Genomic DNA, 23,467 nt, shown 5'->3' on the forward strand with positions numbered 1-23,467 from the left:
GCACTGCCTGCCCTCGCCGCCCGGCGCAAGCGGGGGCCACTTGGCATGCCGCGGCATCCGCCGTCATAGGCTCTGCGGCATGACCCTGCGCCTGAGCACCGTGATCCTTCCCGTGGCCCGCTGGCACGAGGGCGGCCGCGAGCCCTGGCTGCGCGCGGAAGAACTGGGTTTTCACGCCGCGTACACCTACGACCACCTGTCCTGGCGCACCTTCCGGGACGGCCCGTGGTTCGGTGCGGTGCCCACACTGACCGCGGCCGCGACGGCCACGGAACGGATGCGGCTGGGAACGCTCGTGACGTCGCCGAACTTCCGGCACCCGGTGACCCTCGCCAAGGAGCTGATCTCCCTGGACGACATCTCCCGCGGCCGGATCACCCTCGGCATCGGGGCCGGCGGGAACGGCTTCGACGCCACCGCTCTGCTGAAGGAGGGGGAAGAGCCCTGGACGCCGCGCGAGCGGGCCGACCGGTTCGCGGAGTTCGTCCCGCTGCTCGACCGGCTGCTGAGTGAGGGCACAGTGACCCACGAGGGCACCTTCTACTCGGCGTCCGAGGCACGCAACATCCCCGGCTGCGTGCAGCGGCCGAGGCTGCCCTTCGCCGTGGCCGCGACCGGCCCGCGCGGCCTGAGGCTCGCGGCCCGGCACGGGCAGGCATGGGTGACCACCGGGGACCCGAAGCTCTACGAGACCGGTACGCCCGAGCAGTCACGCGACGCACTCCGTGGCCAGCTGGACAAGCTCGCCGGCGCCTGCGCGGACATCGGCCGGGACCCGGCCGAGCTGGACAAGATCCTGCTGACGGGGTTCACCCCGGACCGCAGCGGGCCCCTGGAGTCCGTCGACGCCTTCGTCGACTTCGCCGGCCGCCACCAGGAACTGGGCTTCACCGACATCGTGCTCCACTGGCCCATCGCCGACTCCGTCTTCGCCGCCGACCACGCCGTGTTCGAGAAGGTGGCCACGGGGGCCGTCGCCCAGCTCCGCTGAGCGCGGCCGATGTCCCACGGACCACGCACACCCGCGGCACCGGTCCGGGTCAGCGGCACACGATCTGTTGCGCCAGGTCGACGAAGCGCCGAGCCAGCGGGTGCGGGTCCTGCGGAGGAACGGCCAGCCGCAGGGGCACCAAGGGGGCGTCGGGGATGGGCACGAAGGCGACCTGCGGATGGATGCGCTGGCGCCCGATGGTCTCCGGGACGACGCCGACACCTTGGGCGGTGGCAATGGCCTCCAGCCACTCGTCGAAGTTCTCGCAGAACAGGGCGACGGAAGGCCTGGCCTCCTCCGGCCAGTCCGTCAGAGACGTCGTGCCACTGATCCGGTTGAGCACCAGGCACTGGCCGGCCAGCTCCCGCCAGGTGATCTCGTCCAGTTCCGCCAGCGGGGAGCGTACGGACACGGCCGCGATGCGCCGCTCCGACAGGAGCGTCGTCGCCTGCACCCCGGTCGTGTCGAACTCCCCCCGCAGCAGGGCCAGATCGACGTCCCCGGTCTCCAGACCGGCCAGCGGAGCGTCCCTGCGCCGCACCCGGACGGGCACGCCGGTCTCCTGCTCGAACCGGGCGATGACCTCATGCGGCCAGCCGCCGGGGAAGCCCCACGCGAAACCGAGCCGGAATTCTGCCGCCGCGGGATCTTCGTGCAGTACGGCGTCCAGGCGGGGCAGCAGCGTACGCAGCTCCTCGTAGAGCCGGCTTCCCGCGGGGGTGAGCGTGACCTGCCGGGTGGTCCGGTCGAGCAGCCGCCTGCCGAGCAGCTCCTCCAGACGGCGGAGGTGCCGGCTGAGTGTGGGCTGGGAGGTTCCGAGCAGCTCGGCGGCACGTGTGAAGTGCCGCTGCTCCGCGATGGCCAGAAAGCCGCGGAGTTGGTGCAGTTCGATTCCCATGATCAGCAGCCTATCCAGGGTTGCCGACACGGTTCTGGGGCGGGAACGATCCGCCGGGGTGTGGGTCCCGCGGCCGTGGGCCGGGCGGGGTGCGTGTGACATGAAGTTGACGGAGTCTTACTCGGGTCGGAGGAGGGTGAGCACCGTGCCGGCGTCCGCGGGGGAGCCACCGGTCGTGAGGCCGGAGCCGACGAGCGCCGAGTCCGTGCGGGACCCGGCCGTGGCGCGCCGCAGTGCCCATCGGGCCGCAAGGGCCGCGAGGACGAGGCAGCCCGCAGAGGGGACACCCACGAGCAGGCCGGTGGCCGGCATCACGCCGAGCTGTTCGGCACGCTGCCGAGACGGGTGATGAGGACGAGCCCCAGCAGCGCCCCCAACGCCGAGAGGAGAACCGTCACCGCGAGCGTCGGTCCTTCGACGGCACGGGGGTGCCCCCTCTCCCGGGCCGACGCAGCCTTGGGAGAGGAGGCCCGGAACCGGCCGGCGACGCTCACCGGCCGTCCCCTTGAGCCGGGGCCACCGCGCCGACCACCTCCTCGGGCGGCTGCGCGGCGGCCGCCGCCCGGCCGGACGGTCCGCGGCGCAGTCCCAGGGAGATGAACAGGAACGCCGCGACGGAGACCGCCACGAGGAGCCACATGGCCGCCTGGTTTCCCTGCACGAGCGCATCGCCGAAGAGGTCGTCGGCCTTGCCGGCGGACAAGTGCGCGTGGCTGCGCAGGAGTTCCGGTCCGGACCCGGGCTCGGCGATCACCTGTTTCACCCACTCTCCGCTCACGCCGCTCCCGCCGGGCACGCCGTCGGCCAGTGCGGACCGGGCGGACCAGCGGTAGACCGCCATGCCCGCCGCGAGGCCGACGGCACCGCCGAGGTTGTGGAACGTCCAGGAGGAACCCACCGCCGTGCCGGCCAGGCGGTCGGGGACCGAGGAGAGGGCGGCGACGGTGGCGGGCCCGAGGATGAGCGCCCAGCCGATGCCCATGCAGGCGAACGCCACCGCGACGTAAAGGAGGCTGCTCTCCGCCGTGAAGCGGGTCTGCATCAGGGCGGACAGCGCGAAGGCCGCGAAACCCACGCACAGCAGGGGCCGGGGGGAGAACCGGTCCACCAAGCGGCCGACGACCGGGGAGAGCAGCGCCACCAGGGCGGTGCAGGGCAGCAGCAGGAGGCCGGTGGCGTAACCCTCGAAGTGCCGTACGGCGTTCAGGTACAGCGGCATCAGGAAGAACGCCAGGCAGTAGAAGAACGCCAACGAGAAGTCGGCGACGATGGCGGCGATGAACGTACGGTTCGCGAAGAGCTGGAACCGGATGATCGGTGAGGCCACCCGGCGTTCCACGGCGCAGAACGCCACGAGCGCCAGGAGTCCGCCCGCGAGCAGTCCCAGGATGCGTGCGGACGACCAGCCCCAGGTGTCACCCAGGGACAGTCCGAGCACCACACAGGGCAGGCCGGCGGAGAGCAGGACCAGGCCGGCCCAGTCCACCCGTTCGCCGCGCCCCTCACCGCGGGATTCCTGGACGCTCGGGAAGCAGATCAGCAGGGCCACCACCACGAGCGGCACGTTGAGCCAGAACACCCAGTGCCAGCTCAGCCAGCTGACGAGGAAGCCCCCCAGCATCGGCCCGATGGCCAGGCCCACGCCGTTGACCCCGTACAGCGCCCCGATGGCCTTGCCGCGCTGCTCGTCGGGGAAGGCGTGCGACACGATCGCGCTGGTGCTGGTGTAGAGGACGGCGCAGGCGGCGCCCTGCACGAAGCGGCAGCCGATGAGCAGTGTCACGTCGGTGGCGAAGCCCGCCGCGAGGGAGGCGACGCCGAAGACCACGGTGCCGCAGTAGAGCACCAGGCGGCGTCCGTGGGCGTCGGCCAGCCGCCCCATGGTCACCATGAACATCGAAAGTGCGGCGATGAAGATGTTCACGATGAGCTGGAGTTCGGTCACGGTGGCACCCAGATCCGCCTGGATGTTCGGTGCCGCGGTATTGACGATGGTCAGGTCGATGCAGCCGAGGAAGCTGATGATGCTCACCCCGGTGAAGGCCCACCATCTCCGGTTCGCATCAGTGATGACTTTGGCCATGTTCTCTTCCAGTATTTCGGGTCAGGCTGCCGCGAGCGCCTGAGCGCGCTTCTTGAACTTGAGCGAAAGCCACTGGCATTTGTCCGGGAACTCGGGCTGTACGAATATCTCCCGGGTGCTCGCCATGGCCGAGGTCATGGGCTGGGGGTAGATGACGAAGTCGTGGCCCTGCGCCGCCCAGAGCGGCATGATGGCCGGGCACTCCTCCAGCAGATAGGTCAGGCAATGGGTGAACGCCTGCGCCAAGTCCGCGTGCTCGTCACGGGCCGAGAGGCGGTCGAGGAAGACACCGATCGTGGCGTCCACGGCCCCTCGGTACTCTTCATTAGTCGCGTATTCGTCTCCGACGCGCTTGCGGAGTCCCGCGTAGTCGTCGTCCGCAAGCGCGGCATCCCAGCGAAGGATCTCGACGGCCGGTTCCAGGCGGCCGAGTATCTCCGCGTTGCGTTCGAGCCATTCGTTGCCAAGGCGCAGGCTGTGTGCGTAGGCGATGTCCTCGGGCATGTCGAGGAAGTTCGTCCTTTGCAGGGTGTCGGCCACCGCCACGGTGACGTGCCCGATGTCTGACCGGTTGATGAGGTCCACGGTGGCGGAGAGCTTGTCCCCCTCGTGGTAACGCTGCCCCACGCTGACGAGGAGAACCGCCTTCTTGCCGGAGAATTCGAGCTCCTGGCCCGCTTTTCCGAAGGAGGCCTTGGTGCGGTGATCTGGGTTCATGGGTTTCCTTTCGCAAACGGGTGTGCTGCCGTACGAATTCAGCTCCAGTAGACGAGCGGGCGGTCTTCGCCCCGGTAGCCGATGAAGTGGCCGATCGTGATGCGGGGGGTGTCCTGCGAAGGGCGGACCGCATGGACCAGACGCGGGTTGAGCAGGATGAAGTCGCCCGGCTCGGGCTTCACCACGGCCACCGGCTCCGGGAGCTTGTCCCGGTCGATTCCGTACGCCCTATCGCCCATGAGGGTCTGGTAGTCGGATTCCGTGGGCTCGATGTCCCACAGTTCGAGTTCGCCGCCCTGTTCCGGAATGTTGATGTAGACGTTGACCGAGAGCTGGGCGGTGAGTTCCTCCCCGTACTCCGTCGGCAGATTGCGTTCCAGGGCGTCCGTGTGCGGGTTCAGGTCCACATCACGGTCCTGGTAGCGGCAGATGCCGATGAAGCACTTCTCGCCGTCCACCTGCATGAGGTGTGCACCACTGGGCCATATCTCGTCGAGCATGATGCGGAGTTCGTCCGTCGGGGAGGCGTATGGAGCGAACACGTCGCGTATGAGTCGCGTGTTCACGATCGCGCTCTCGTGATATCGGCGCCTCGAAGTGTCGTCACTGATCTCCGAGTAGGCGAAACCGATGCGGCCGAACTCGCCGGCCTGACTCAGCTTCCCGCGCCCTTCGTGATCGAAGAGCCTCTCCCTGGCCGACTCCAGTGCCTGCGCGCCGCAGAAGCCGTTGATTTTGACGGCAAGAATTTCCTTCTTCGCCAGAGCGGTGATGTCGCGGTGTGAAAAGTCCTCACGTGTGGTGTGCAGAACGGCATCCATGGAATTCCCTTCTCCAGTCGGTCGCCGCAAAATCTAGGGCGGCTCACTGGAGGTGAGAAATACGGGGAGGCGGGCATTCATGCAGCGGTTGCATGAGTCATGCCATTGGTGCCGTAGGTGAATAAATCAATCCAAGAGCCGTATAGGTGTAGACGGAAGGTGCTTAGGATCGGCTTCGTAGGGATCAGGTAAAGGTGCGAAACGGGGGGCGATCGTCGTGGGCGGAGAAAAAGCCGTCGGCATAGTGGGCGTGGGACCGCGAGGGCTTGCAGTGCTGGAGCGTCTGTACGCGAACGCGGGGCCATTGCTGCCGGAGACGGCTGTGACGGTGCACGTCATTGACCCGGCTCCGCCCGGCGCCGGGAGCGTGTGGCGCGTGGATCAGCCCGCGGAGCTGCTGATGAACACGGTCGCGGACCAGGTCACGCTGTTCACCGATGCCGGAGTGAGCTGCGCCGGACCGGTCCTGCCGGGGCCGACCCTCTATGAGTGGGCCCAGTTGCTGGCAGTCATGGGCGAGGTCGAGGGCTATCCCGAGCACACACTGACCGAGGCCCGCGGTCTGGGGCGTGACGACTACCCGAGCCGCGCGCTGTACGGGCACTACTTGCGCTGGGTGTTCGATCGAATCGTCAGGACGGCCCCGGACCACTTCGCCGTGCGAGTCCACCAGGACCGGGCCGTCGACCTCCGCGGCGGATCCGGGACGCAGCGCTTGCGCCTGTCGGACGGACAGGAACTGCTGCTCGACGCGGTGATACTTGCCCAAGGCCATCTGCCGGTCAGGCCCTCGCCCCGGACAGCGGCACTTTCGCGGCACGCTCGCGCGGTCGGCGCCCGGCACATACCGCCCGCGAACCCGGCCGACGTCGACCTGCGTGACATCGAGCCGCGGGAGGCGGTCGCACTGCGGGGCCTCGGGCTCAACTTCTTCGACTATCTCGCACTGTTCACCCAGGGCCGCGGCGGCACGTTCGTGGACCGGGGGCGGGAGTTGGAGTACCGGCCCAGCGGCCTGGAGCCCCGGCTGTACGCCGGCTCACGGCGCGGCGTCCCGCACCATGCGCGAGGCGCCAACCAGAAATCCCTGGGGGAACGCCACCGTCCCCTCCTCCTCACACCGGCGGCCCTGAGCGACCTGCGGGCAGCGGCGGCCTCGGGCACCCGGGGGGACTTCCGCCGTGACCTCTGGCCGCTCATCGCCCGGGAAGTGGAGACGGTGTACTACAGCACCTTGCTGCGCCGTCGCGGAGTCGCCGCGGACGCGGTGGCCGACTTCGCCCGGCGCCATGCGCACCAGGAGGCGGGGCGTGATGCTCTGCTGCACGCCCACGACATCGCGGACGCCGACCGCTGGGACTGGTCGGCCTTCGAACAGCCCTGTGCGGAACAGGACTTCGGCAGCCCCGAGGAGTTCCGTGACTGGCTCCTCGATCACCTCCTGCGAGATGTCGAGCGGGCCCGTGGAGGGAACACCGACGATCCCGTCAAGGCCGCCCTCGATGCCCTGCGCGACCTGCGCAACGAGATCCGCCTCGTGGTGGACCACGGAGGCATCGACGGCGATTCCCGCCGACGTGACCTGGACTCCTGGTACACGCCCCTCAACGCCCACCTCTCCATAGGCCCCCCGCTCCGCCGCACGGCCGAGATGGCCGCGCTGATCAAGGCCGGCATCCTGCGCCCCGTCGGTCCCGGCATGCGGGTGCAGACCGCCCCGGGCGGGTTCCTCGTCTCGTCCGCGCGGGTGCCCGGCCCGCCCGTCGAGGTCAGCACGCTGATCGAGGCACGGGTACCCGAGCCCGGAGTGCGGGCCACCACCGACCCGTTGATGTGCGAGCTGCTGCACCGCAAGGAGGCGACCACCCACCGGCTCACGGCTGGTGTGGGCACGGAGTACGACACAGGTGGCCTCGCGGTGACCCGCCGCCCCTTCCACCTGCTCGATGCCCGCGGCAGGCCACACCCCCGACGGTTCGCCTACGGCGTCCCGACCGAAGGAGTCCACTGGGCGACGGCTGCGGGCGCCCGGCCGGGCGTCGACTCCGTTCTCCTTTCCGACGCCGATGCGATGGCCCGGCACATCCTCGAGCATGTCGTGGCAGCACGCGTCCAGGTGCCGGAGAGCCGCGAGTCATGACCCGCCCCTCAGTCGCCGAACCGTCCTCCCGGGCCCGGTGGACGGCGGGATACGGGCCCGATGCGAGGCGGGAAGCCGGGGCCGGGCCCAGCGGGCCGCGGGAAACGGGCGCCGACCGCGATGCGCCGGGGCGGCAGCCGTCCGGGCTGCCCACCGCCTTCGCAGCCGGCACGGTGACCGTCCTCACCTCGCTGCCGGTCTTTCTGCCGGGTGCGGCGAGCGGGCTCATCAGCGCCGACCTGGGATGGAATGCCGGCCGGACGGGGTTCCTGTTCGCGGTCTACTGGCTCGCGTCTCTGCTGGGTGCGTTCCGCAGCAGAAGGGCGGACAACCACTGGTCCGTCGAACGGATCCTCGCGGTGGCTCTTGTCCTGACCGGGGCGGGGCTGCTCGGCGCGGGGGCGGTGCCGACGGTGGGCCTGTGGCTGAGCTCCCTGCTGGGCGGCTTCCTTTACGGGTACACCCAGCCGCACACCAACGTACTCATCGTGCGCCGGTGTGCACCCCGTATCCGTGCCGCCGCCATGGGACTCAAACAGGCGGCCGTCCCCGCCGCGACACTGCTGGCCAGCATCACGGTGCCGCTGCTCGCGGACTCCGCCGGGTGGCGTGCGGCTTTCGTGGGCTCGGGGGCGCTCTGCGTCGCCCTCGGAACCGCTTTCCTCTGCCGCTCCGGCAGCGGGGCACCGGTCCGCCCGCCGGGCGGACCAGCTCTGCGGTTCACCGCACACATCAGCGCGCTGAGCTGCGCCGGATTCTTCGGGGCCATGGTCGGCAACGGACTCGGCGGATTCCTGATGCTCTCCCTCACCGAGCGGGGCAGCAGCCTTGCCGCCGCGGGGGCCGTGGCCTCGGCCGGGGCCACTCTGAACGTCGGGGTGCGGCTGGGCTCCGGCCTGGCGGTGGACCGGCGGCCGGGCCGGGTGTGGTCGCTGCTCGGCACCATGTTCCTGGCGGGGCTCCTGGGGACGGCACTCCTTGCCTCCTCTGGCGGGGCCGTCGCCATGACAGGCGCGCTGCTCGCCTACGCGGGAGGCTGGGGCTGGGCCGGGCTTCTGCACCACACGGCGGCACGGTCCTTCCCGGGGCAGGAGAACCATGCGACGGCCTGGACCCAGATGGGTGTCTCACTCGGGGCCGCGGTCGGGCCGGTCCTGTGCGGAGTCCTCTTCGACGTCTCGCCGAGCGCACCCTGGTGGGCACTGACGGCGGCGGGTGCCGCGGCCTTCGTCTGTGTACGGGGCGCCCACCGCACGATGCCGGCAGATGGCCGGCGAGCGGTCAGCGTGGGGTGAGCGGTCAGTGCGGGCCGGGAAAGCGCAGGTAGGCCGGAGGTACGGCGGCGGTGAGCCAGACGCCGTTGGCGCTGACCTGGAACACCAGGCCGTCGCGGTGCATCGCGCCCGCGTCGACGGACAGGACGACGGGTCGCCCGCGCGGGGCGCCGACGCGCGTGGCGGTCTCGCGGTCCGGCGAGAGGTGCACGGCGTGCCGGTTCATGGGGCGCAGCCCCTCGGCACGGATCGCGGCAAGGCGGTCGGCCACGGTGCCGTGGAAGAGGTACGCGGGCGGGGTGGCCGGCGGCAGCGCCAGGTCGACGTCGACGGAGTGGCCCTGGCTGGCGCGGATCCTGCCGTCCCGCACGGCGAAGCGCTGCTTGTCGTTGACGGCGACCACGTGGTCGAGCTCTTCCCGGGTGAACGGGAAGCCGTGCGCGGCCGCCGCGGCGAGGAGCGCGTCGATCTCCACCCAGCCGTGCGCGTCGAGGGTGAGACCGATGCGGTCCGGGCGGTGGCGCAGGTGCCGCGACAGGTACTTGGACACCTTCACGGTCCGCGGTTCGGTCCCCTCGGGAGGTCTTTCCTCCATGCCTCCAGGGTCTCGGCCAGCCGTTTTCCACGCACTCGATTTTCGTCCACCGACATTTCATCGACGAATGTCGACCCGAAGGTTTGATCCACAGCCAAGTCGAGTTATCCACAGGCTAGTTGGCAATTCTGTGGACAACTCTCAGGCTGTAGGCGGCATTTGCCCAATTACATCCCCTTGCACCCCAGTTGTGGCCAGCGCATCCAATGTCCTTTTCTGCACCTCACGTTCGGCCGCCGCTGCAACGAACGCGGCAGCGTTCCGCACCCCAACCAGCTTTTCCACGGCCTGCATTGTGGACGCGGGCAGCACCACACTTCGCGGCTCGTCAGGCCGTCCGTCCGCCGCCCCCGGCTCCAGGTGCTGCCGCAGGTGGCGCGTGGCGAACAGACGCATCGCACGGGCCAGTTCGGCGTCCACCGACTGCTGGGCGAGCGGGCGCAGCCTCCGTACGAGCGACGCCGCCTCGGCCGCGTCCGCCTCGGTCGGCGGATGATGGCCGAGATAGCGCGCGAACACGTGCTCGGTCGTGAACTCCAGGAAACGGGCCGCTATGTGCTCGACCTGCCCCCTCAACTCCCGTAGATGCCCGGAGATCGCGGACAGCGGCACGCCTGCCGCATACAACTCGACTGCTACCGCCAGTTCTTGAGGACTCGGCACCAGGAACTCGTCCTCGCGCCCCGGCATCGGTTCGAGCACCCCGAGGGCGACCGCGTCGGCCACCGCCGCCTCGTCCGGCGTGCCGCCGAACGCCGCGTCGAGCTCGGCGCGGGTGATCCGGTCCGCCTTCTCGTCCGTCCACGGACCGTCGACCTCCGCCGCGAGACCGAGCACCCCGCCGAGCCCCCGGCCGGCGTCCCAGGCCTCCAGGAGCTCCTTGATGGAGGCCAGGGTGTACCCGCGGTCGAGCAGGTCGGCGATCTGCCGCAGCCGGGCCAGATGCGCGTCCCCGTACACGTTGGACCGGCCGCGCCGCTCCGGGCGGGGGAGCAGCCCGCGGTCCTGGTAGGCGCGGATCGTGCGGACCGTCGCGCCGCTGTGGTGCGCCAGGTCCTCGATGCGGTACTCCGCCCGGCGCTCTGTGGGCTCCGTGTACGCCACGCTCCCCGCCCTTCGTATTGCCTCGTGCCAGGACCTAGGCGGTGGCCGCCCGGCCGATCGCGCCCGCCGCGGCCCGCGCCGCGGGCGACCGCGCCAGATATGCGACGGCCTCGCGCAACGAGCCTTCCTGCGAGGGATGGTACGACCGCCGCAGATAGCGGGGTATCGCCGTACCGATCTCGCGCCAGGTGGGCAGCAGGCCCTTGGCGACCGCCCTGTTGTGCTCGGCCAGTGAGTACCGCACGCGGCCCGCGAGTTGGGGGTCGTGCCGGATCAGATAGGCCGTGCCCCACACCCACAGGTAGAGCATCACGGGCGCCGTCACGGTCATCCCGGCGATCCGCCGGGCGTACCGGGGCAGGCCCTGGCCGGCGCAGTGCTGGAACATGTCGAAGGCGACCGCGCGGTGCTCGACCTCCTCCGCGCCGTGCCAGCGCAGCAGGTCGAGCATGACCTCGTCGGCCTCGGCGCGGTCGAGCCCCTCGGCCTGCAGCACCCAGTTGCCGAGGACCGCCGTGAACTGTTCGATCGCGGCGATGATCGACAGCCGGAAGCGCAGCCACTCCTGCGCCGGCACCGGCGCCCCCAGCGGCGGCCGCTCACCGAGGAGCTTCTCGAAGAGGAAGTCCACGTACCGGGTGAAGGCCGCGGTGTCGAGGTGCTGCGCCGCCAGGTGGTCGAGCACGTGCGCGTGCTGCACGCTGTGCGTGGCCTCCTGGCCCATGAACCCCTTGACGTCGCCGCGCAGCACCGGGTCGGTGATCAGCGGCAGGCCTTCCTTGAAGACCTTCACGAACCACCGCTCCCCCGCCGGGAGCAGCAGATGCAGGACGTTGATGACGTGGGTGGCGGTCGGCTCGTCCGGTATCCAGTGCAGCGGGGTGCTGTCCCAGTCGAACGAGACCCGGCGCGGAACGATCGTGTGGTGCTCCTCGGCGGGTGCGTGCGGATCCGTCTCCTTGCTCACGGCCTCGTTGCCCACAGCCTCACTTCCCACAGCCTCGTTGCTCACAGCGGTGGCTCCAATCGGGCGATCGCGCGCAGGGCCTTCGGGCTGAAGCGGGACATGAAGCGGGCGCCGCGCGCCTCGGGAGTGACCGGGACCACCGCCTGGTTCTTGACCACGGCGTTCAGAATGGCGTCGGCGACCTTCTCCGGCGGGTAGTTGCGCAGGCCGTACAGCCGGGCCGACTTCTTCTGGCGGCGCTTCTCCTCGTCGGCCGCGACACCGACGAACCGGGACGTCGACGTGATGTTCGTGTTGACGATCCCCGGGCAGATCGCGGAGACCCCGATGCCCCGGTCCGCGAGCTCCGCGCGCAGGCACTCGCTGAGCATCAGGACGGCCGCCTTGGAGGTGCTGTAGGCGGGCAGGGTCCGGGAGGGCTGGTACGCCGCCGCGGACGCGGTGTTGACGATGTGGCCGCCCTGGCCGCGCTCGGCCATCTGCTTGCCGAAGAGCCGGCAGCCGTGGATCACGCCCCACAGATTGACGTCGAGGACCTTCTTCCAGTCCTCGCTGCTGGTGTCGAGGAAGGAGCCCGCGAGGCCGATCCCCGCGTTGTTCACCAGGACGTCCACCACGCCGTACTCCGTGGCGACGCGCTCGGCGAGCTTCTCCATGGCCTGCTCGTCGGTGACGTCGACCGTCTCGCCCCAGGCGGCGGGGGCGCCTATCAGTCGGGACATCTCCGCCGTGCGCGCCGCGCTCTCCGCGTCCCGGTCGACGGCCACCACGCGCGCGCCCGCCTCGGCGAAGGCGAAGGCGGTGGCCCGCCCGATGCCGCTGCCCGCGCCGGTGACCAGGACGAGCCGGCCGCCGAACCGGTCGGCGTGCTTGCCGGTGGCGGTGCTGTCGTTGACGGGCATGCCATCCTCGTTCGTCGTCACGAATTCGCCGATCCAGGCGGCCAGTTGGTCGGGCCGGGTGCGCGGCACCCAGTGCTTGGCCGACAGGGTGCGGCGGACCAGGTGCGGGGCCCACAGCTCCAGATCGTCGTAGAGCCGCTCGGAGAGGAAGATGTCCCCGGACGGCGTGATGAGCTGCACGGGCGCGTGGGCGTAGGCGTCGGTGCGGGGCCTGCGCAGCCGGGCGCGGACGTTGTCGCGGTAGAGCCAGGCGCCGTGCGCCGCGTCCTGCGGCAGGGACGCCGTCGGGTAGTCGCCCGCCGGGACCTTCTCCAGGCGCTGCAGGATCTTCGGCCACTGCTTGGCGAGCGGGCCGCGCCAGGCCAGTTCGGGCAGGACGGGGGTGTGCAGCATGTACACGTACCAGGACTTGGCGCCCTGGCCGAGGAGCTGGCCCACCTTGCGCGGCGTGGGCCGGGACACGCGCTTCTTGATCCAGTGACCGAAGTGGTCGAGGGAAGGCCCCGACATCGACGTGAAGGACGCGATGCGCCCCTCCGTGCGCTTGACCGTGACGAACTCCCAGGACTGCACCGAGCCCCAGTCGTGCCCCACCACGTGCACCGGGCGGTCCGGGCTGACCGCGTCGACGACCGCCACGAAGTCGTCGGTCAGCTTCTCCAGCGTGAAGCCGCCGCGCAGCGGTCGCGGAGCGGTCGACCTGCCGTGCCCCCGGACGTCGTACAGCACGACGTGGAAGCGGTCCGCGAGCCGCCCGGCGACCTCGCTCCACACCTCCTTGGAGTCCGGATAGCCGTGCACCAGCACGACCGTGGGCCGCTCCGGGTCGCCCAGCTCGGCGACGCACAGCTCCACGCCGCCCGTGCGCACCCAGCGCTCGCGCGCACCCTGCAGCCCCTGCCCCTGTCCCTGTTCCGTACCGGCGCTCCTGCCGATGTCTCCGGTCGTCATGCGGCGGCCCTCTCCTCAGCCCAGCGCCGCACATGCGGCAGATCGTCGTCCAGCCAGAACGCGCTCTCTTCGGGGTCCTTGGAGTCGGTGACGACCAGGATCTCCTCGAACTTCGCGCCCGTACCCCGGAAGCCGAGGTGCGGCTCGACCGCCCAGAGCCCCTCGCGGGGCGGGTGGTCGGAGAACTTGTAGGGGGACCACAGCGGCGACCAGCCGTCCCGGTGGCCGTGCAGCGCGTCGCTGGCCAGACCCTTCAGCGACTGCGTGCCGAAACCGAAGAGGTGCGGGGTCAGCCGACGCTCCTTGACCCGGTCGACCTTGTGCGCGATCACGCCGAACGGATACGCGCGGTGGCGGTTGGCGTATCCCTGGCGGACCATGAGCCGGTCCACGTCCTCGTAGATCTCGCGCAGCGGCCGGCGCTCGCGCACCTCGCGCAGGATCAGCTCTCGGTGCGCCTCCAGGTCGGCGAGGAGCCGGTCGTGCACCGGATTCAGGCCCAGACAGCCGGAGTAGCCGATGTCGGCGGTGAATCCCTTGTAGACCGGGGCCATGTCGAGGATGAAGGGCATCCCCGGCTCCAGCTTGCGATGGGTGGGGAAGAACTGCAGCGGGACACGGAAGCCGACGAACGCCGTACGGTCCCCGAACCAGGCGAAGGGCAGATGGAACCAGTCCCGCACACCCCGCTCGCGCAGCCACTCGCGCTGCATCTGCGCCGCCTCGCGCTCGGTCACGCCCGGCCGGAGCTGAGCCGCGACCGCCTCCGCACACTCGTACGCGAGGGTCTGCACTTCCCTGAACCCCCGCAGGTCCGCGGAGAGTTCGCCTGCCACGCTTGAGGTCATGCCACCGTCCGTCCCGAGTCCGGTCATCCCGTGTCCGGTCCATCGCCGTACGCGGTCGTAACTTGACACTGATGAATGTGACAATGCCCGGCGGCTACGTCAAGAGTTCTGTCCAACTGCGCGGGACAGGTCCGGGAGAACCCCCAGGGGGCGACGTCCGGACGACCCCTACGGGCCCGTAATACTCCAGAGTGACTTCAGGTCGAGACCGTGGTCTGACGACCTGTGTGGTCTGCGCCACTACCGTCGAAACGTGACTGTGATCGCGACCGAAAGCCTGAGCAAGCGGTTCCCGAGGGTGACCGCGCTTGACCGGCTCTCCATGGACATCGGGCCCGGTGTGACCGGACTCGTCGGAGCCAATGGAGCCGGCAAGTCCACACTGATCAAGATCCTGCTGGGTCTGTCCCCCGCCACGGAGGGCCGCGCCGCCGTGCTCGGTCTGGACGTCGCCACCAGCGGCGGCGAGATCCGCGAACGCGTGGGGTACATGCCGGAGCACGACTGCCTGCCGCCCGACGTCTCGGCCACCGAGTTCGTCGTCCACATGGCGCGGATGTCCGGACTGCCGCCCGCCGCGGCCCGCGAGCGCACCGCGGACACCCTGCGCCACGTCGGGCTCTACGAGGAGCGCTACCGCCCCATCGGCGGCTACTCGACCGGTATGAAGCAGCGCGTGAAGCTCGCGCAGGCCCTCGTCCACGACCCGCAGCTGGTCTTCCTCGACGAGCCGACGAACGGCCTCGACCCGGTCGGCCGCGACGAGATGCTCGGCCTGATCCGCCGTGTCCACACCGACTTCGGCATCTCGGTCCTGGTCACCTCGCACCTCCTCGGCGAGCTGGAGCGCACCTGCGACCACGTCGTCGTCATCGACGGCGGCAAGCTCCTGCGGTCCAGCTCCACCACCGACTTCACCCAGACCACCACGACGCTCGCCGTCGAGGTCACCGACACCGAGACCCACCCCGACGGCACCCGCGCCCTGCGCGACGCGCTGCACGGCCGCGGCATCGACACGGAGACCGGCGGCGAACTGCCCGGCGCGGGCCACACGATCCTGCTCACCGCCGACGGCGAGGAGACCTTCGACGTCGTCCGCGACCTCGTCGCCGACCTCGGCCTCGGCCTGATCCGGATGGAACAGCGCAGGCACCACATCGCGGAGGTCTTCAAGGACGAGCCCCGCCAGGAGCCGGTGACCGAGCGGACGGCAGCCCTGGCCGCCACCGCGACGACCACCGCCACCGCCACAACCGCCGCCACCACCGCACAGCAGAAGAAGGGAGGCGCGCGATGAGCACCGAGTCCACCCAGATCCACAACATCGGCTACCGCAGCTACGACGGCCCGCGCCTGGGCCGCGCCTACGCCCGCCGTTCGCTCTTCTCCCAGAGCCTGCGCGGCGCGTACGGACTCGGCCGCTCCGCCAAGTCCAAGGTCCTGCCGATGATCCTCTTCGCGGTGATGTGCGTACCCGCGGCGATCATGGTGGCGGTCGCCGTCACCACCAAGGCCGACGACCTCCCCGTCGACTACACGCGCTATGCGATCTTCCTGCAGGCGGTCATCAGTCTCTTCCTGGCCGCCCAGGCCCCGCAGACCGTCTCGCGCGACCTGCGCTTCAAGACGGTGCCCCTCTACTTCTCGCGCCCCATCGAGCGCGGTGACTACGTGGCGGCGAAGTTCGCCGCGATGTCCTCCGCCCTCTTCGTGCTCACCGCGGCGCCGCTCCTCGTGCTCTACGTGGGGTCGCTGCTCGCCAAGCTCGACTTCACCGACCAGACGAAGGGGTTCGCCCAGGGCCTCGTCTCCGTCGCGCTGCTCTCGCTGCTCTTCTCCGGCATCGCGCTGGTCGTCTCGGCGGTCACCCCCCGCCGCGGCTTCGGCATCGCCGCCGTCATCGCCGTCCTGACCATCACCTACGGCGCGGTGTCCACGGTCCAGGCCATCGCCTACGAACAGGGCAGCACCGGAGCCATCGCCTGGCTCGGCCTCTTCTCGCCGATCACCCTCATCGACGGCCTGCAGTCCGCCTTCCTCGGCGCGACCGCGTCTTTCCCCGGTGGGGAGAGCCCCTCGACCGGCGTCGGCCTCGTCTACGTCCTCGTCGTCCTCGCCCTCATCGCGGGCTGCTACGGCGCGCTGATGCGCCGCTACCGGAAGGTCGGCCTCTGATGACCACCCTCACCATCGACCACGTCTCCCGCTGGTTCGGCAACGTGGTGGCGGTCAACGACATCACCATGGACATCGGCCCGGGAGTCACGGGGCTCCTCGGTCCGAACGGCGCGGGCAAGTCGACCCTCATCAACATGATGGGCGGCTTCCTCGCCCCCTCCACGGGCAGCGTGACCCTCGACGCCCGGCCGATCTGGCGCAACGAACAGATCTACAAGGAGATCGGCATCGTCCCCGAGCGGGAGGCGATGTACGACTTCCTCACGGGCCGCGAATTCGTCGTCGCCAACGCCGAGTTGCACGGCCTGGACGAGCGCGCCGCCAAGAAGGCGCTCGCCACCGTCGACATGGAGTACGCGCAGGACCGGAAGATCTCCACGTACTCCAAGGGCATGCGCCAGCGCGTGAAGATGGCATCCGCCCTGGTCCACGACCCGTCCGTGCTGCTGCTCGACGAGCCGTTCAACGGTATGGACCCCCGTCAGCGCATGCAGCTCATGGAGCTGTTGCGGCGCATGGGGGACGAGGGGCGCACGGTCCTGTTCTCCTCGCACATCCTCGAAGAGGTCGAGCAACTGGCCTCGCACATCGAGGTGATCGTCGCGGGGCGGCACGCGGCGAGCGGCGACTTCCGCAGGATCCGCCGGCTGATGACCGACCGCCCGCACCGCTATCTGATCCGTTCCAGCGACGACCGCACGCTGGCCGCCGCGCTGATCGCCGACCCGTCGACGGCCGGCATCGAAGTCGACCTCAAGGAGGGCGCATTGCGCATTCAGGCGGTCGACTTCGGCCGGTTCACGGCGCTGCTGCCGCAGGTCGCCCGCGAGCACGGCATCCGGCTCCTGACGGTCTCGCCCTCGGACGAGTCCCTCGAGTCGGTCTTCTCCTACCTCGTCGCGGCCTGAAGGGAGCCCTCATGTACGACCCCACTGTCGCCCGGCTCACCTACCGGGCCCTGCTCGGCCGCCGCCGGGCACTGATCCTCTTCGCCCTGCCCCTCCTGCTGATCGTCATCGCCGGAGCGGTCCGCGGCTTCAGCGGCGCCGACGACCAGGTGGCCGTCGACGTCCTCGGCGGTTTCGCGCTCGCCACGATGGTGCCGATCATCGGCGTCATCGCGGGCACCGGCGCGATCGGCCCGGAGATCGACGACGGCTCCGTCGTCTACCTCCTCTCCAAGCCGGTCAAGCGGCCCACGATCATCGTCACCAAGCTGATCGTCGCCATCGCCGTGACCATGGCCTTCTCCGCGATCCCCACCTTCATCGCCGGCATGATCCTGAACGGCAACGGCCAGCAGATCGCCGTCGCCTACACGATCGCCGCGCTCGTCGCCTCCATCACGTACGCCGCGATCTTCCTGCTGCTCGGCACGATCACCCGGCACGCCGTGGTCTTCGGGCTCGTCTACGCCCTGGTGTGGGAGGCCCTCTTCGGCTCCCTCGTCTCCGGGGCGCGCACGCTCAGCGTGCAGCAGTGGTCCCTCGCCGTGGCCCAGAAGGTCGGCGAGGGGGACCTGATCACCTCGGACGTCGGTCTGCCGGTCGCCACCGTGCTGCTGGTCGTGGTCACCGTGATCGCCACGTGGTACGCGGGACAGAAGCTGCGGTCGCTGACGCTGGCCGGCGAGGAGTAGCCGGGCGGCGCGGGCGGGGGCGCCGTTTATTCGGTGGCGGTGAACCGCCCGTGCGGGCACAGTAGTTGGGGGCGGCGTCCGCGGGAGACTCCGGAGCGGTCATTCGCTCCGTGGAGTCCCGCACACGGGGGAGCTGCCCGGGGGCGGCCGCTTCGAGCGCGCCGATCCGCATCGCTGCGCGGGTCGCCCCTCCCGACATCGCACCGAGCCGGGCGCCATAGCTTCGGCGCCCGGCTCGGTGTGTCGGGTCAATCGGGGCGGTTGCGGGTGAGTGCGGGGCCGCCCGGTCCGCGAGGCCTAGGACAGCAACCGCTCGAGGACCACCGCGATGCCGTCCGCCTCGTTCGACGTCGTCACCTCGTCCGCGACGGCCTTGAGCTCCGGGTGGGCGTTGGCCATGGCCACGCCGTGCGCCGCCCAGCCGAACATCGGGATGTCGTTCGGCATGTCGCCGAAGGCGATCGTGTCCGCGGCCTTCGCGCCCAGGCGGCGCGCCGCAAGGGAGAGCCCGGTGGCCTTGGAGAGGCCGAGCGGCAGGATCTCCACTATCCCCTCGCCCGCCATCGTCACGCCGACCAGGTCGCCCGCCACCTTGCGGGCCACCTCCGCCAGCGCGTCGTCGCCGAGCCCGGGGTGCTGGACGTACACCTTGTTCAGCGGGGCCGCCCACAGGTCGGCGGCGTCCTTGATGGGCACGGCGGGCAGCGGACCGTCCTGGACCGCGTACCCCGGGCCGACCAGGACCTCGCCGTCCAGGCCGTCGCGGCTCGCGGCCAGGAAGAGCGGGCCGACCTCCGCCTCGATCTTGGCGAGCGCCAGACCGGCGAGCTGCCGGTCGAGCGTCACGGAGGTGAGCAGCCGGTGCTCCCCCGCGTGGTAGACCTGCGCGCCCTGGCCGCACACCGCGAGACCGTCGTAGCCGAGGTCGTCGAGGATGTGCCGCGTCCAGGGCACCGCGCGGCCGGTGACGATGATGTGCGCGGCGCCCGCCGCGGTGGCCGCGGTGAGCGCCTCGCGCGTCCGCTGCGACACCGTGTCGTCGGGGCGCAACAGCGTCCCGTCGAGGTCGGTCGCGACCAGCTTGTACGGAAAGGCCGGCGTGAGGGGAGCAGGGTGACTCACTTGGCGATGGGCTCCAGGATCTCTCGGCCCCCCAGGTACGGACGCAGGACCTCGGGCACCACCACGGAGCCGTCGGCCTGCTGGTGGTTCTCCAGGATGGCGACGATGGTGCGCGGGACGGCGCACAGCGTGCCGTTCAGCGTCGCCAGCGGCTGCATGACCTTCTTGCCGTCGCGGGTGTCGCGCATACGGATGGAGAGGCGGCGGGCCTGGAAGCCGTCGCAGTTCGAGGCCGAGGTGAGCTCGCGGTACTTGCCCTGGGTGGGGATCCACGCCTCGCAGTCGAACTTGCGCGAGGCCGAGGCGCCGAGGTCGCCGGTGGCCACGTCGATCACCTGGAAGGGCAGGCCGAGGCCGGTGAGCCACTGCTTCTCCCACTCCAGGAGGCGCCGGTGCTCGTTCTCCGCGTCGGCCGGGTCGACGTACGAGAACATCTCGACCTTGTCGAACTGGTGGACGCGGAAGATGCCGCGGGTGTCCTTGCCGTACGTGCCCGCCTCGCGGCGGAAGCAGGGCGAGAAGCCCGCGTACCGCAGGGGAAGCTTGTCGGCGTCGATGATCTCGTCCATGTGGTAGCCGGCGAGCGCGACCTCGGAGGTGCCGACCAGGTAGTAGTCGTCCTTCTCCAGGTGGTACACGTTCTCCGCGGCCTGGCCAAGGAAGCCGGTGCCCTCCATGGCGCGCGGGCGGACCAGCGCGGGCGTCAGCATCGGGATGAACCCGGCCTCGGTGGCCTGCGCGATCGCGGCGTTCACCAGGGCCAGTTCGAGCAGCGCGCCGACGCCCGTGAGGTAGTAGAAGCGCGAGCCCGAGACCTTCGCGCCGCGCTCGACGTCGATGGCGCCGAGCAGCTCGCCGAGTTCCAGGTGGTCCTTCGGCTCGAAGCCCTCGGCCGCGAAGTCGCGCGGGGTGCCGATGGTGTCGAGGACGACGAAGTCCTCCTCGCCGCCCACCGGGACGTCGGGGTGGACGAGGTTGCCGAGCTGCCCGAGCAGGCGCTTGGCCTCCTCGTCCGCCTCGTCCTGCGCGGTGTTGGCGGCCTTGACGGCGGCGGAGAGCTCGCCGGCCTTCTTCAGGAGCTCGGCCTTCTCGTCGCCCGAGGCCTTGGGGATCAGCTTGCCGAGCGCCTTCTGCTCGGCGCGGAGTTCGTCGAAGCGGCTGCCGGACGACCTGCGCCGCTCGTCGGCGGAGAGCAGGGCGTCGACGAGCGCGACGTCCTCTCCACGGGCGCGCTGGGAGGCGCGAACACGGTCGGGGTCCTCACGGAGCAGGCGAAGGTCAATCACCCCTCAAGGCTACCGTCGCGCCGTTCGGGCCCACGACTCCATATTCCCGTGCGTGCGTTTTGCCCGTTTTGCCGCAATGTGAATTGCCGTGGAGGGTGGCTTCGAATCGCCCCCGCGGCGGCCGGAAAAGGCTCCTTCGCGCAGGTCCGGCCGCCGGTCAATAAAACGGGCGCCATTCCCCGAAATGGGGCAGAGTGCGCCTGCCGCCTTGACCCGAACTCCTTGCGGGAGACGGGACTTGGGCCCTCCGTCCACCGCGGTTGTCCACAGGAACCAGGGACTCCGGACGGTTATCCACAGCCTGTGCGAAAGATCTGTGGATGCCGGAAGAGGGCGTTCCGAAAGCCTCGTGCCGCGCGAAGGATTCCCTTCCCAAACCACCCGCACACCCACTTTCGAGTGTAAATCCCTCGCTCCAAAGAGTTGATCAATAGAAAAGAGTGGACGAGGGGTGACGTGCGGGACTGTGGACGGACTTGGGGGCTGTGAGCCGATTTGTCGACCATGTCGTGCTTCGTTGTCGACTTGTCCCCAGGTCGAGACGCAGGCCTGTGGATAACTTCTGTGGACAACGTAAATCTGCAGGTAGGACCGGAGAGAAAGGACGAGGAGAGCCGCCGGACCGGCTAGAAACGGCCGTCCTGGCAGCGCGCCAGCCAGTCCGAGGCCGCCATGAACTCGGCGTCGGTGGTGCCGGGCCGCGGCGCCTTGACGTCCTCCGTCGCCACCCCGGCGCGGGGATACGAACCGAGGAAGCGCACCTGCGGGCAGACCCGCTTGAGCCCCATCAGGGCCTCGCTGACGCGGCGGTCCGTGATGTGCCCCTCGGCGTCCACCGAGAAGCAGTAGTTGCCGATGCCCTGGCCCGTCGGGCGCGATTCGATCCGCATGAGGTTGACGCCGCGCACGGCGAACTCCTGCAGCAGTTCGAGCAGGGCACCGGGGTGGTCGTCGCCCAGCCAGATGACGACGGAGGTCTTGTCGGCGCCCGTCGGCGCGGCCGGCCGCGCCTGGCGGCCGACCAGGACGAACCGCGTCTCGGCGTTGGCCGCGTCGTGGATCTCGCTGACCAGGGGCTCCAGGCCGTACGTCGCCGCGGCGAACTCGCCCGCGAAGGCGGCGTCGAAGCGGCCCTCCTGGACGAGGCGGGCGCCGTCCGCGTTCGAGGCCGCCGACTCCCACAGGGCGTCGGGCAGGTGCGTGGCCAGCCAGTTGCGGACCTGGGGCTGCGCCACGGGGTGGCCGGTGACCGTCTTGACGTCCCTGAGCTCCGTGCCGGGGCGCACGAGCAGCGCGAAGGCGATCGGCAGGACGACCTCGCGGTAGATCATCAGCGGCTCGCCCTTGGCGAGCTCGTCGACGGTGGTGGTGACGCCGCCCTCGACGGAGTTCTCGATCGGCACCAGCGCCGCCGCCGCCTCGCCGCTGCGGACGGCGTCCAGCGCGGCCGGCACGGAGACCATGGGGACGAGCTCCCGGGTGGCCGCCTCGGGCAGCGTACGGAGAGCCGCCTCGGTGAAGGTGCCTTCAGGACCCAGGTACGTATAGCGCGTCGCCGACATACCGTCACCCTAATGGGCCCGACGTGGCACGGCTCACGCGTCTCACGGAGCGGCGCCCGCCTCACGTACGTACGTACGAACACGCCGCACGTGCCCGCCCCGCGCTGTACGGGAGGGCCTCACCCCTCCCGCTTCACCCCTCCAGCAACCGCTGCCCCACGTACTCGCCCTTCGCCGCCCCGCCCGGCACCGCGAAGAGGCCGCTCGCCTCGTGGCGGATGAACTCCGACAGGGCGTCGCCCCGGTCGAGCTTGCGCTGCACCGGGATGAAGCCCTGCATCGGGTCCGCCTGCCAGCAGACGAAGAGCAGGCCCGCGTCCGGCTCGTCCTTGGCGTCGAAGCCGTCGTGGTACGAGAACGGGCGGCGCAGCATCGCGGCGCCGCCGTTCTGGTCGGGCCGGGTGATGCGCGCGTGCGCGTTCAGCGGGATGACGACCTTGCCGTCCGGGCCGGTCTTCTCCAGCTTCGGCTCGGTCGTCTCCGTGCCGCCGGTCAGCGGGGAGCCGTCCGACTTGTGCCGTCCGATCACCGCCTCCTGCTCCGCCAGGCCGAGCTTCTCCCAGTCGTCGAGGAGCATGCGGATGCGGCGCACCACGACGTAGGAGCCGCCCGCCATCCAGGCGGGCTGCCCGCCGTCGGGCACGAAGATGCGCTGGTCGAAGGTCCTCTCCGACGGCTTGGGGTTGTTCGTGCCGTCGATCTGGCCCATCAGGTTGCGGGTGGTCAGCGGGCGCGCGGTGGCGCCCGGCGAGCGGTTGAACCCGTTCATCTGCCAGCGGACCTTCGCCGTGCCCGCCGCCTGCTGCTGGAGCGCGCGCAGCGCGTGGAAGGCGACGAGCGGGTCGTTCGCGCCGATCTGCACCCACAGGTCGCCGTTGCTGCGCGCCTTGTCGAGGTGGTCCGAGGAGAAGTCGGGCAGCGGGTCGAGGGCGGACGGGCGCTGCTTCTGGAGTCCCGTACGGGAGAAGAAGGAGGCGCCGAAGCCGAAGGTGACCGAGAGCGAGGACGGGCCGGCGTCCCGGGCGACCGCGGTGTCCTCGCCGTCGGCGGGCCGGCCCGCCATCAGCCGCTCGGCCGTGGCCGACCAGCGGCGCAGCAGCGCGGCCGCCTCCTTGCGTCCCGCGCCCGCGACCAGGTCGAAGGCGACCAGATGGCCGCGGGACTGCATGGGCGTGGTGATGCCGGGCTGATGTTTCCCGTGAAACATCACCTCGTCCGCGCCGAGGGACGCCAGCGCCGACGAGGACCCGCCCGGACCCGCCGGTCCGGACGCGTCCGAGGGGGCCGCGGCGTATCCGACGGCGCCGCCCGCCGCGCCGAGCGCGAGACCGGTCGCACCGGCGGTGCCGAGCAGCCGCCGCCTGGAAATGCCGTTGTCCGCCATGG

At 70.4% G+C, this 23,467-nt stretch carries 22 protein-coding genes; 7 read left to right on the top strand and 15 right to left on the bottom strand.

Features of this window, described 5'->3' with window-relative positions:
* Positions 1-79: 79 nt before the first annotated feature.
* The gene (locus ACZ6CV_RS12330; protein ID WP_362375314.1) at positions 80-991 is read left to right on the top strand and encodes an LLM class flavin-dependent oxidoreductase; all 912 of its coding nucleotides are present in this window, start codon (positions 80-82) and stop codon (positions 989-991) included.
* 49 nt (positions 992-1,040) lie between these two features.
* Here ACZ6CV_RS12330 and ACZ6CV_RS12335 read toward each other — a convergent pair whose 3' ends face one another.
* The 6 genes from ACZ6CV_RS12335 to ACZ6CV_RS12360 all read right to left on the bottom strand — a co-directional run bounded on the left by ACZ6CV_RS12335 (position 1,041) and on the right by ACZ6CV_RS12360 (position 5,510).
* On the bottom strand, positions 1,041-1,889 hold the full coding sequence (locus ACZ6CV_RS12335; protein WP_362375311.1) for a LysR family transcriptional regulator: 849 nt from the start codon (positions 1,887-1,889) through the stop codon (positions 1,041-1,043).
* A gap of 117 nt (positions 1,890-2,006) precedes the next feature.
* Positions 2,007-2,201 carry a hypothetical protein gene (locus tag ACZ6CV_RS12340; protein ID WP_469250733.1) on the bottom strand — a complete coding sequence of 65 codons (195 nt, stop codon included), beginning with the start codon at positions 2,199-2,201 and terminating at the stop codon, positions 2,007-2,009.
* Positions 2,201-2,383, bottom strand: a complete 183-nt coding sequence (locus ACZ6CV_RS12345) for a hypothetical protein (protein ID WP_362375306.1) — start codon at positions 2,381-2,383, stop codon at positions 2,201-2,203. The genes ACZ6CV_RS12340 and ACZ6CV_RS12345 overlap by 1 nt, the downstream gene beginning before the upstream one ends.
* Positions 2,380-3,921 carry an MFS transporter gene (locus ACZ6CV_RS12350; protein WP_469250734.1) on the bottom strand — a complete coding sequence of 514 codons (1,542 nt, stop codon included), beginning with the start codon at positions 3,919-3,921 and terminating at the stop codon, positions 2,380-2,382. The genes ACZ6CV_RS12345 and ACZ6CV_RS12350 overlap by 4 nt, the downstream gene beginning before the upstream one ends.
* Positions 3,922-3,993: 72 nt before the next feature.
* Positions 3,994-4,689 carry a tRNA-dependent cyclodipeptide synthase gene (locus tag ACZ6CV_RS12355; RefSeq protein ID WP_469250735.1) on the bottom strand — a complete coding sequence of 232 codons (696 nt, stop codon included), beginning with the start codon at positions 4,687-4,689 and terminating at the stop codon, positions 3,994-3,996.
* A gap of 38 nt (positions 4,690-4,727) precedes the next feature.
* Positions 4,728-5,510 (bottom strand): 2OG-Fe(II)-dependent halogenase WelO5 family protein, encoded by a 783-nt coding sequence (locus ACZ6CV_RS12360; RefSeq protein WP_469250736.1) that lies wholly within the window; start codon positions 5,508-5,510, stop codon positions 4,728-4,730.
* A gap of 271 nt (positions 5,511-5,781) precedes the next feature.
* Between ACZ6CV_RS12360 and ACZ6CV_RS12365 the strand changes: the two genes are divergently transcribed.
* Together ACZ6CV_RS12365 and ACZ6CV_RS12370 are read left to right on the top strand one after the other, a co-directional pair.
* Positions 5,782-7,650, top strand: a complete 1,869-nt coding sequence (locus tag ACZ6CV_RS12365; protein WP_469250737.1) for an FAD/NAD(P)-binding protein — start codon at positions 5,782-5,784, stop codon at positions 7,648-7,650.
* A complete protein-coding gene (locus tag ACZ6CV_RS12370) occupies positions 7,647-8,945 on the top strand; it encodes an MFS transporter (RefSeq protein WP_469250738.1) in 1,299 nt (432 codons plus the stop codon). The genes ACZ6CV_RS12365 and ACZ6CV_RS12370 overlap by 4 nt, the downstream gene beginning before the upstream one ends.
* Before the next feature lie 4 nt (positions 8,946-8,949).
* Here ACZ6CV_RS12370 and ACZ6CV_RS12375 read toward each other — a convergent pair whose 3' ends face one another.
* The 5 genes from ACZ6CV_RS12375 to ACZ6CV_RS12395 all read right to left on the bottom strand — a co-directional run bounded on the left by ACZ6CV_RS12375 (position 8,950) and on the right by ACZ6CV_RS12395 (position 14,291).
* On the bottom strand, positions 8,950-9,519 hold the full coding sequence (locus ACZ6CV_RS12375) for an RNA 2'-phosphotransferase (protein WP_469250739.1): 570 nt from the start codon (positions 9,517-9,519) through the stop codon (positions 8,950-8,952).
* A 141-nt stretch (positions 9,520-9,660) separates the two neighbouring features.
* Complete coding sequence (locus tag ACZ6CV_RS12380) at positions 9,661-10,623, bottom strand: MerR family transcriptional regulator (protein ID WP_469250740.1); 963 nt, start codon at positions 10,621-10,623, stop codon at positions 9,661-9,663.
* Between the two features lie 34 nt (positions 10,624-10,657).
* Positions 10,658-11,590 carry a metal-dependent hydrolase gene (locus tag ACZ6CV_RS12385; protein ID WP_469250741.1) on the bottom strand — a complete coding sequence of 311 codons (933 nt, stop codon included), beginning with the start codon at positions 11,588-11,590 and terminating at the stop codon, positions 10,658-10,660.
* Between the two features lie 41 nt (positions 11,591-11,631).
* Positions 11,632-13,443: an SDR family oxidoreductase gene (locus ACZ6CV_RS12390; RefSeq protein WP_469250742.1), complete on the bottom strand. Its 1,812-nt coding sequence runs from the start codon at positions 13,441-13,443 to the stop codon at positions 11,632-11,634.
* A complete protein-coding gene (locus ACZ6CV_RS12395) occupies positions 13,440-14,291 on the bottom strand; it encodes a M24 family metallopeptidase (RefSeq protein ID WP_469250743.1) in 852 nt (283 codons plus the stop codon). The genes ACZ6CV_RS12390 and ACZ6CV_RS12395 overlap by 4 nt, the downstream gene beginning before the upstream one ends.
* A gap of 259 nt (positions 14,292-14,550) precedes the next feature.
* Between ACZ6CV_RS12395 and ACZ6CV_RS12400 the strand changes: the two genes are divergently transcribed.
* From ACZ6CV_RS12400 to ACZ6CV_RS12415, 4 genes are read left to right on the top strand one after another with little or no spacing between them, the layout of a single operon-like run.
* On the top strand, positions 14,551-15,591 hold the full coding sequence (locus ACZ6CV_RS12400) for an ABC transporter ATP-binding protein (protein WP_469250901.1): 1,041 nt from the start codon (positions 14,551-14,553) through the stop codon (positions 15,589-15,591).
* The gene (locus tag ACZ6CV_RS12405) at positions 15,588-16,469 is read left to right on the top strand and encodes an ABC transporter permease (protein ID WP_469250744.1); all 882 of its coding nucleotides are present in this window, start codon (positions 15,588-15,590) and stop codon (positions 16,467-16,469) included. Before ACZ6CV_RS12400 ends, ACZ6CV_RS12405 begins: the two co-directional genes overlap by 4 nt.
* The gene (locus tag ACZ6CV_RS12410) at positions 16,469-17,380 is read left to right on the top strand and encodes an ABC transporter ATP-binding protein (protein WP_362375284.1); all 912 of its coding nucleotides are present in this window, start codon (positions 16,469-16,471) and stop codon (positions 17,378-17,380) included. Before ACZ6CV_RS12405 ends, ACZ6CV_RS12410 begins: the two co-directional genes overlap by 1 nt.
* An 11-nt stretch (positions 17,381-17,391) precedes the next feature.
* Positions 17,392-18,111 carry an ABC transporter permease gene (locus ACZ6CV_RS12415; RefSeq protein WP_469250745.1) on the top strand — a complete coding sequence of 240 codons (720 nt, stop codon included), beginning with the start codon at positions 17,392-17,394 and terminating at the stop codon, positions 18,109-18,111.
* A 297-nt stretch (positions 18,112-18,408) separates the two neighbouring features.
* Here ACZ6CV_RS12415 and ACZ6CV_RS12420 read toward each other — a convergent pair whose 3' ends face one another.
* The 4 genes from ACZ6CV_RS12420 to efeB form a co-directional block, all read right to left on the bottom strand.
* On the bottom strand, positions 18,409-19,233 hold the full coding sequence (locus ACZ6CV_RS12420; RefSeq protein WP_469250746.1) for an HAD family hydrolase: 825 nt from the start codon (positions 19,231-19,233) through the stop codon (positions 18,409-18,411).
* On the bottom strand, positions 19,230-20,519 hold the full coding sequence (gene serS / locus ACZ6CV_RS12425) for a serine--tRNA ligase (protein ID WP_469250747.1): 1,290 nt from the start codon (positions 20,517-20,519) through the stop codon (positions 19,230-19,232). Before serS ends, ACZ6CV_RS12420 begins: the two co-directional genes overlap by 4 nt.
* Positions 20,520-21,145: 626 nt before the next feature.
* A complete protein-coding gene (pheA, locus tag ACZ6CV_RS12430) occupies positions 21,146-22,081 on the bottom strand; it encodes a prephenate dehydratase (RefSeq protein ID WP_469250748.1) in 936 nt (311 codons plus the stop codon).
* A 133-nt stretch (positions 22,082-22,214) separates the two neighbouring features.
* Complete coding sequence (gene efeB / locus ACZ6CV_RS12435; RefSeq protein WP_469250750.1) at positions 22,215-23,465, bottom strand: iron uptake transporter deferrochelatase/peroxidase subunit; 1,251 nt, start codon at positions 23,463-23,465, stop codon at positions 22,215-22,217.
* Positions 23,466-23,467 lie beyond the last annotated feature (2 nt).

The organism is Streptomyces sp. NPDC041713, assembly GCF_055591085.1.